Genomic DNA, 8293 nt, shown 5'->3' with positions numbered 1-8293 from the left:
CCCCGTCGGAGGCGATCGCCCGGCTGCGGGCAAGCGGCGCGAAGCTGCGCTACCACGGCGACTTCGACGCCGCCGGCCTGGCGATGACGGCGCGAGCTCGGGCAGCCGGCTGCACGCCGTTCCACATGTCGGCCGCCGACTACACCGCGGCTCTCGCCGCGGCCCGCGCCGCCGACGTCGACCTTCCCCGCGACCCGGCCCCGGCCCCGGCCACCCCCTGGGATCCCGGTCTCGCGGCGGCGTTCGACGAGACCCGGGCGATCGTGCACGAGGAGCGGGTGATGGACGAGATACTCACCGCCCACGGCCGCACATTCCCGCAATGACTCGGCCACGCCGAGTCGCCAGCTATATGGTCAGATGATGGATCTCGATCCGCTGAGTGTGCCCGCCCTCGCTGCACTGATGTCCGCGGTGCTGGCGGGGACGACGAGTGAGGCGGGTGGCGCGGTCTGGCGTGCTCTCGTCGGTCTGGTCCGCCGTTCGTTCGGCGCCGGTCCGCTCCAGGAGCGGATCGTTCGTGATGAACTTGATTCCGCCGACGTCGATTTCTTGGCACAGGCGTTGGCCGACCGGGCGGATTCCGACCCGGCGTTCGCGGCGGCGCTGCGGCGCTGGTCCGCTCAGGCGACCGCGGTGGCCGGTGGGAACGACAGCGTGACCAACCAGATCGGTGGCGACGCAGTCATCGAGGGCGACGTCATCCAGGCCCGCGACATCTCCGGGCCCATCACCTTCGGCCACCGAGGGTAACGTCGGCTCGTTCTACCGAAGGATTCGGAGGACGCCCCCGGCCGACGGGCGGTTTCGAGGGCGACGCGTATCGGGGGAAGCGTGGTTGAACAACGGTGGGTCACTGTCCCGATCGGCGTCGATTCCGCACCCTGGCGAACCGGCGACCGGCACGACGTCCGCGCCGTGGTGCACAACGTGACAGCGCCGACAAAGAACGCCGGCCGGGCCGGCAACCCGGCGGGCGCCACCTCCGGCATCGGCACGCGGAAATGCTGCACCGCGTCTCCGTGCACGACTCCGGCCTGGACGACAGGCTCGGCGATGCTTCCCGTCAACTCGTTGTGAATCCGCCCGCGGCCCACGGACGGATCGCCGCCGCCGCCGTTGCCGGACAGGTCCGCCATCTGTGCCCACCGGGCGCGCTGGCCGACCGGTATGGCCTGCGCTCGCGTCTCGCCGGCTCACGCCCCACGACCGATGCTCTACGCATCCTATTCGCCACGCTCATGCAGCCGGAGTGAAACGGGATGATCTCGAATCGGTTCACGTGGGCCGGGACCGATGCGTCACGCCCGATTCGGCCGGCATAGATTCGGCGAGCGGGATGCCGGCTGCGGACGACGAGAGGTGATCTCCATCGACGAGCGGTGGCTTCAGACTCTGCTCGGGCCGGAGGCGCTCACCCGGTCCACGCGATCCGCATCCCACCGCGTTCTGATCGTCGTGCACAACGTCACCGCACTCACCCGACTGTTGGACGTTCTCCCGGCCTTTGCCGACGACCCGCGAGTGCGGCTGCTGTTCACCGTCGTCGACGGATCGCCGTTCGGTTCCGGCGCGGCGGAATTTCTCGACGATATCGGAGCCCGGGCGATTCCCTGGGAGAGCGCGGTGACCAGCAGATTCGACCTGGCGGTGGCCGCGGGTAGAAGCGGCGACCTGCACCGACTCTCCCCACCCCTAGTCGTTCTTCCGCATGGCGCTGGATATAATAAGTACAGGAAACAGGAAACAGGAAACAGGAAACAGGAAACAGGAAACAGGAAACAGGAAACAGGAAACAGGTTTACGGGTTCGCCCACGACCAGCTTGTCCATGACGGGCGGGTAGTGCCGACCGCGATCGTGCTCTCCCACCCCGAGCAGCTCGACCGACTCGGTCGGGTCTGCCCGCAGGCTCTTCCCGCGGCGGTTGTCGCCGGTGATCCCTGCTTCGACCGGATGCGGGCGAGCCGGCACCGCCGCCGCGAGTACCGTGGCGCGCTGGGCGTCCGCCCCGACCAGAGGCTGGTCGTCCTGACGTCCACCTGGGGTTCGGGATCGCTGCTGGAGCGGGCGCTGGAACTGCCGGCACGCCTCGTCGCCGACCTGCCGATGGACGAGTACCGGGTGGTCGCGGCGATCCATCCCAACGTCTGGGCCTACCACGGCGCGCTCGAGGTGCGACGGTGGCTCGCCGAGGCGAGGCAGGCGGGGCTGCTTCTGCTGCCGCCCCGCGAGGGCTGGCGTGCCGCGCTCGTCGCCGCCGACCTGGTCGTCGGGGACCACGGATCGGTCGGCGTGTACGGCGCGGCGCTCGACCGGCCGGTACTGCTCGCGGCGGGTGAACCCACCGACCTTGACCCGGCCGGCTCGACGGCGCGGCTGCTTCGACTCGCCCCCGCGCTCGAACCGGCCTACCCGCTGCGGCGGCAGATCGACGACGCGATCGGTGGACACGTGCCCGGCCGCTATGCCGAGCTCGCCGCGGGGACGTTCGCCCTTCCCGGGGAATCCCTGACGACACTGCGTTCTCTGCTGTACGGGCTGCTGGGGTTACCTGAGCCCCTCGGACCGGCTCGGGTCGCCAGTGTCGACCCGCCTGCACCGGACGGGCGCGCCCCCACGGCCATGCTGGTGTCGACGCTGGTGTCGGCGCTGGCGGGGGCGCAGGCGGGGGCGCAGGCGGGGGCGCAGACGGTCGGCGGCGACCCGGTCGTCGAGATGGCCCGATTCCCGGCCACCGCCGACAGGCCGTGGCTGGCCGAGCCGCCGGGGGCGGACGTGCACCTCGCGGTTGATGTCGCCGAATCCGACCTCGGCCTGTTGGAAAGCGCCGACGTGCTGTTCCGGCGCGGCCCCACCGTGGGATTCCCCGCCCGCGAGTGGACGGCGAGCGCGCTGGCGGACTACCCGGGCTGCCGCGTCGCCGCCGACGTCACCACGGCGGGCCGCTGCACGCTGCGCCTGCGTGGGGGCCCGACCATGGAGGTCCGCCAGGTCCAACAGGACGGCGAGCCGACCGGGTGGGAGGACCCGGTGGCGATGGAGGTGCTCGCGTCCGTCGTCTACGCCTGGGTCGTCGGCGGTCGACCGCTCGACGCGCTGGCGCGCGGCATGGACGTCCGCCTCGGCGCCCGGCACATCCGGGTGATGGCCACCGCACCGCGCTGGTGACGGGAGCCGGCCGCAGACTGGCCGCAGGCCAGGACGCGGCCAAAGGTCACGGCGCGGCCAAAGGTCACGGTGCGGGCTGCTCGTCCTGAAGGAGCCGCCACACCTGTTCCGCACGCGGACTCGCGGCCTCGGTGAAAATCGCAAAAGCCGCCTCGAGATGCACGCGCCACCGGGCCTCGTCGCCAGCGCGATGCGCGACGTCGGCGAGCAGCTCCAGCGCGAGGGCGACCTGGAAGGGGATGTCCCGCCGGCGCATGATCGACGAAGCCTCGGTGAGCACCCGCTCGGCCTGCTCGTACCGCCCGAGGTCGCGGTAGGTCTCCCCGAGACTGATCAGTACCCGCGCGCGGTTGCGCTCGTCGCCGACGGCGACGAACCCGGCGACGGCCTCGGCGAGGACGTCGACCGCCTCGTCCCGGCGGCCCGACCGGCTGAGCGCACGGCCCAGGTGGTGCGTCTGCAACGCGACCCCGCGCGGGTTACCGATCTCGACGTTGACCGTCCTGGACTGCTCGAACGCGGCAATCGCCGCCGGATAGTCGCCCTGCTCGAACCGCGCCCGCCCGGCGAACTCGATGACGGACGCCGCCAGCCGGCGATCCGCCGCGGCGCGGGCCAGCGTCAGCGCGGCATCGAACTCGGCCTGCGCTGCGTCGTAGAGTTCGAGCTCGACGAGGGCCCGGCCGAGCTGGCTGCGCATCCTCGCCTCGGCGGCCCGATGGCCGAGGCGGTGGGCGGCCTCGATGGCCAGCACGTGCGTCTCGCGCCAGTCGGCGTAGTGCTTGCGGTTGTAGTAGAAGGCCCACAACGCCTCGCACAGGACCCAGACCATCGTGTCCCAGCCGCGCCTCGCCGACGCCCGCACACAGCCCAGCAGGTTCAGCCGCTCGGTCTCGAACCAGCGCAGCGCGTCCGCCGGGGAATCGAAGGGCGGGAACTCGGCTGCCGCCTGGCGCGCCCAGATCTCGTCTGCCAGCCGCAGCCGCGGCCCGAGCACGGCCCGGTCGGCGAGCAGCGCGCGACGGAAATACACCTCGATCATCCGGTGCAGCCAGCGGTCGCGGTCCCCGGCCGGATCGTCGATCTCTGCGCGGCGCAGCGCATGCACCCGGACCAGCTCGTGCAGGTGGAGGCGGCCGTCCACCTCGTCCATGTCCACCAGGTTCGCGCGCACGAGCAGGTCGAGCGTCTCCGCCACCTCGGCGGCCGGCTGCCCCAGCGCCGCCGCGGGGACGGCTACGTCGAACTCCAGCCCCGGATGCACGCCCAGCACCCGATACAACGCCTGGGCCCGCGCGGGGAGGTCCAGGTACCCGACCTCGAAGGCGGCTTCGACCACCCGATCCCCGTCCCTGGAGAAACGATCGAGTCGCCGCCGCTCGTCGCGCAGCCGCTCGGCCACGATGGCGATGCGCCGCCGCGGCTGGCCCTTGAGCTGCCCGCAGATCGCCCGCAGCGCGATCGGCAGCCCACCGCACAGCCGCACCACCTCGGCGACCGCCTCGGGTTCGCGGCGCGCCCGGTCCACGCCCACCATCTCGCCGATCAGCTCCGCGCCGAAGCGGGCGTCCAGCGGGCCCAGCGTCACCAGCTCGGCGCCGTCGTCGAGCAGCCCCTCCAGCCGCAGGTGACTCGTCACGACCACCACGCTCTCCGCCGACGCGGGCAGGACCGCCGTCACCTGCGAGGTCGTCGCCACGCCGTCGAGCAGAATCAGCAGGCGACGCCCGGCGGTGCGGTGCAAAAAAGCGGCCTGCAACCGACGCAGCCTGGCAGTCTCCCTCGCGTCCTGTCCCGCCCCCGCACTGGAGCTCGCCCCCGCACTGGAGCCCGCCCTCGCGGCTGGCCCGCCCTCATCCGCCCGCCGCCGCAGCCCAGGTGGGTCATGCGGGTCGCCGCCGAGCGCCTCGATGAACTGCTCGAGTACTTCGCTGGGGGCGACGGCCCCGCGCCCCGACTGCCGGCCGAGGTCGAGGTAGAGCTGGCCGCCGTCGAACCTGTCCCGGATCTCGTGCGCCCAACGGGCCGCCGCCGCGGACTTGCCCACCCCGCGCAGCCCACTGAGCAGGACGACCCGGGGACTGGGCGCGTCCCCGATCCGGCCGACGATGTTGTGAAACGCAGCCCGTTCGGCCGTCCGGTCGACGAACACCGCCCTGACGGCGGGTAGCTGTCCCGGCACAACCGGCACGAGCGGTGCCGCCCCATGAATGTGGATCTCGCCGATGTCCCGGGCCTGCACGAGGTGCCCACCCGTCCGACCGGACGCCTCGTTGCGCACGCCCGCGCCGGCCCCGCCAGCCCCGCCGGCCCCTGCCGCGGCGAGCCTGCCCGGTCCACCGGTGCCGGGCGCCTGCGCATCCGGACCGTCGCTGCGCGGCCACGCCCCCGCGTCATCCATGCAGATCGCCACCCGTCGGCACGCCACTGCCCTCGGCCAGGCCAACCCGGATCCCCGCCATGCCCGCGTCCGTTCTGCTGCGCAACGTAACAGTCTGGGGTCGAATCTATCCCGTCCCGCCACCGTCGGTGTGGAACCGTAAGGCGGCCGGGGTGGGGGCGGGATCAGTGCAGGGGAGAGAAGGCGGTCGGCCAGGCCATGATCGACTGGGCGTCGAGGATCTGCTCGGGCGCCCCGGCCGGCGGCCAGATGCCGCGGGCGGCGAGGTCGCGGCGGATCTCGACCCGCTCGTCCAGGCCGCCGAACGGCCAGATGTGGACGATCCGCGCGGGGCCGTCGAGCGCGTACATGACGACGGTCAGCGGGTCGATGACGTGGCGGGCGGGCAGCGCCCCACGCCAGGCCTCGATGGTCGGCGGCAGGCCGCCGGGACGCAGGTGGTAGTCGCGGATCTCGTAGACCTTGCCGAACTCCCCGGGGCGGACCGGGGGAACGTAGGGGAACGGCGCGAAGCTCGCCAGCGAGAGGTCGGTGACGGCCCCACCGGGGCCGGCGCCGAACGGGGCGCTGGACCGGCGGGCGCGGGTCCGCTCGACGGCGAGCTCCCCGTCGTCGCCGAATGACCGCAGGACGAACAGCCGGCCGAGCGGGCCGTGCTCGGTCTGCCAGCAGCCAAGCAGGCGACCACGCGCCCCCTCGCCCTCCACCCAGGGCAGCACACCCGCGGCTGCCCGCCCGCCGTCAGCCAGGCCGAAGTGCAACGTGGCCAGCTCGTAGCGGACGGCCTGCTCGGCGGCGCCCAGGTCGGCTCCGGTGATGGGGGCGGGCTCGGTCGGCACAGTTCCTCCTTGACATCGAGAAGATGGTTGACGGGGAAGACGGCTGTCTGCCTGGACGGACCACCACACTGGCCGATCGAGGCCCGCCGCGCTCCCGTTCCATCCCGATTAGGGTCATGAAGACACGGTCACGGAGAATGGGCAGGGGTCAGTGGCGATGAGCGATGCCGGGGCGGACACGACCGAGACGGGCTGGTTCACGCCGGTGGCGGCGAACGTCAACCCGGTCGACCTGAACATCGGGGTGCCACACCCAGCCCGGATGTACGACTACTACCTCGGCGGGAAGGAGAACTTCCCCGCCGACCGGGAGACCGCCGAGCAGGCCATCGCCGCATTCCCGAACACCCGCAACGCCGCCCGGCAGAACCGCGCGTTCCTGGTCCGGGCCGTGCGCCACCTGGTCGGCGAGGTCGGCATCCGCCAGTTCCTCGACATCGGCACCGGCATCCCCACCTCGCCGAACCTGCACGAGGTCGCCCAGGGCATCGCGCCGGACACCCGCGTCGTGTATGCGGACAACGACCCGATCGTCCTCGCCCATGCCCGGGCGCTGCTGACCAGCACCTCGCAGGGCCGCACCGCCTACCTCGACGCCGACATCCGCGATCCCGAGCGCATCCTCGCCTCCGCCGAGCTGCGCGGCACCCTCGATCTGACGAGGCCGGTCGCGCTCTCCCTCATCGCGATCTTCCACTTCATCGACGACGCGGACGACCCGTACGGCCTCGTCCGCCGGCTCGTCGACGCACTGCCGTCCGGCAGCTACCTCGCGCTGACGAACGCGACCGGCGACCACGACCCGACGTTCGAGCCGGCCGCGGAGACCTACCGGCGCCGCGGCGTCACGATGCGCCTGCGCACCCGCGCCGAGGTCGAGCGCTTCTTCGACGGCCTGGAGCTCGTCGACCCGGGCGTCCAGGTCGTCCACCGCTGGCGCCCCGACCCCACCACCGAGGACCTCACCGACGCCCAGGTCAGCGTCTACGGCGCCATCGCCCGCAAGCCCTGACCCGCTGACCCGCGTGACCGCGGTGGCCGGCGGCAACCCGATGAACCGCATCGCGGTGGCGGCGGCTGCCGGATCGGTCAGCCGGCGGCGGACCAGGAGTCGATCATGGTGCGGGCGATGGACATCCGGCCGGGCAGGCGGATCGGCGGCGGGGTGTCGGTCGCGGGCGAGTCGTCCGCGACGGCCCAGTCGTCGCCGCGGGCCAGGGCCTCGCGCACCTCGTCGCGGGTCACCCATACCGCCTCGCTGATCTCCGTCTCGTCCGGGCGCAGCGGCTGGGCGGGATCGGCCACCGCGTGGAAGCCGAGCATCAGGGACCGCGGGAACGGCCAGGCCTGGCTGCCGAGGTAGCGGATGTCGGTGACGTCGAGCCCGACCTCCTCGCCGATCTCGCGCGCCACGCACGCCTCCAGCGACTCGCACGCCTCGACGAAGCCGGCGAGCACCGAGAATCGCCCCGCCGGCCAGGCCCGGTGGCGGCCGAGCAGCATCCGATCCGCCCCATCGTGCACCAGGCAGATCACCGCCGGATCCGTCCGCGGGTACTCCTCGTGATGCTGCGCCTCGCAGACGCGTGCCCAGCCGGCGTTGGCCAGCCGGGTCGGCGAACCGTCGCGGGCGCAGAACAGCGCCCGGCCATGCCAGTTCAGCAGGGCGACCGCAGCGGCCAGCAGCGCCGCGTCGCGCCCGCCGAGCTCCGCGCCGACCGAGAACAGGGTGAGCCACCGGACCTCGTCACCGCCGGCCGCCGCCTGGTCCGAGCCACCACGCACAGCCCAGTACGCGACCCCGCCGGCCTCGCCGAGCAGCAGCGCATCCGGCGGCGGTGAGCCGGCGATCTCGGTCGCCGCCCGCGTCCACAGCCGGGGGC

General features: G+C 72.7%; 8 protein-coding genes. 5 read left to right on the top strand and 3 right to left on the bottom strand.

Translation table 11 applies throughout. From position 1 onward, the window contains the following. From ND748_RS19525 to ND748_RS19510, 4 genes are all read left to right on the top strand, one after another. Positions 1-326, top strand: a 326-nt coding sequence (locus tag ND748_RS19525) for a DUF2399 domain-containing protein (protein WP_251747446.1), incomplete at its 5' end; no start/stop codon positions are given. 37 nt (positions 327-363) lie between these two features. Then, positions 364-753, top strand: coding sequence for a hypothetical protein (locus tag ND748_RS19520; protein WP_251747445.1), 390 nt, complete (start codon positions 364-366; stop codon positions 751-753). 609 nt (positions 754-1362) lie between these two features. After that, positions 1363-1845, top strand: coding sequence for a hypothetical protein (locus ND748_RS19515; RefSeq protein ID WP_251747444.1), 483 nt, complete (start codon positions 1363-1365; stop codon positions 1843-1845). Beyond that, entirely contained in the window at positions 1845-3170 is a 1326-nt protein-coding gene (locus ND748_RS19510) for a hypothetical protein (protein ID WP_251747443.1), read from the top strand. Before ND748_RS19515 ends, ND748_RS19510 begins: the two co-directional genes overlap by 1 nt. Before the next feature lie 64 nt (positions 3171-3234). Here the strand turns inward: ND748_RS19510 and ND748_RS19505 are convergent, their stop codons facing one another. Both ND748_RS19505 and ND748_RS19500 read right to left on the bottom strand, forming a co-directional pair. Further along, a complete protein-coding gene (locus ND748_RS19505; protein WP_251747442.1) occupies positions 3235-5571 on the bottom strand; it encodes a tetratricopeptide repeat protein in 2337 nt (778 codons plus the stop codon). 164 nt (positions 5572-5735) lie between these two features. Further along, positions 5736-6410 (bottom strand): NIPSNAP family protein, encoded by a 675-nt coding sequence (locus ND748_RS19500; RefSeq protein ID WP_251747441.1) that lies wholly within the window; start codon positions 6408-6410, stop codon positions 5736-5738. Between the two features lie 157 nt (positions 6411-6567). On the opposite strand from ND748_RS19500, the gene ND748_RS19495 reads away from it, so the two are divergent. Then, complete coding sequence (locus tag ND748_RS19495; protein WP_251747440.1) at positions 6568-7422, top strand: SAM-dependent methyltransferase; 855 nt, start codon at positions 6568-6570, stop codon at positions 7420-7422. A gap of 77 nt (positions 7423-7499) precedes the next feature. Here ND748_RS19495 and nudC read toward each other — a convergent pair. Beyond that, the coding region (gene nudC, locus ND748_RS19490; RefSeq protein WP_251747439.1) for an NAD(+) diphosphatase at positions 7500-8293 on the bottom strand (794 nt) is incomplete at its 5' end.

The sequence above is a fragment of the Frankia sp. AiPs1 genome, assembly GCF_023716945.1.
Lineage (GTDB): Bacteria > Actinomycetota > Actinomycetes > Frankiales > Frankiaceae > Frankia.
Note: the sequence above shows the minus strand (reverse complement) of the source record. Positions and strands in the feature narration are given on the sequence as shown.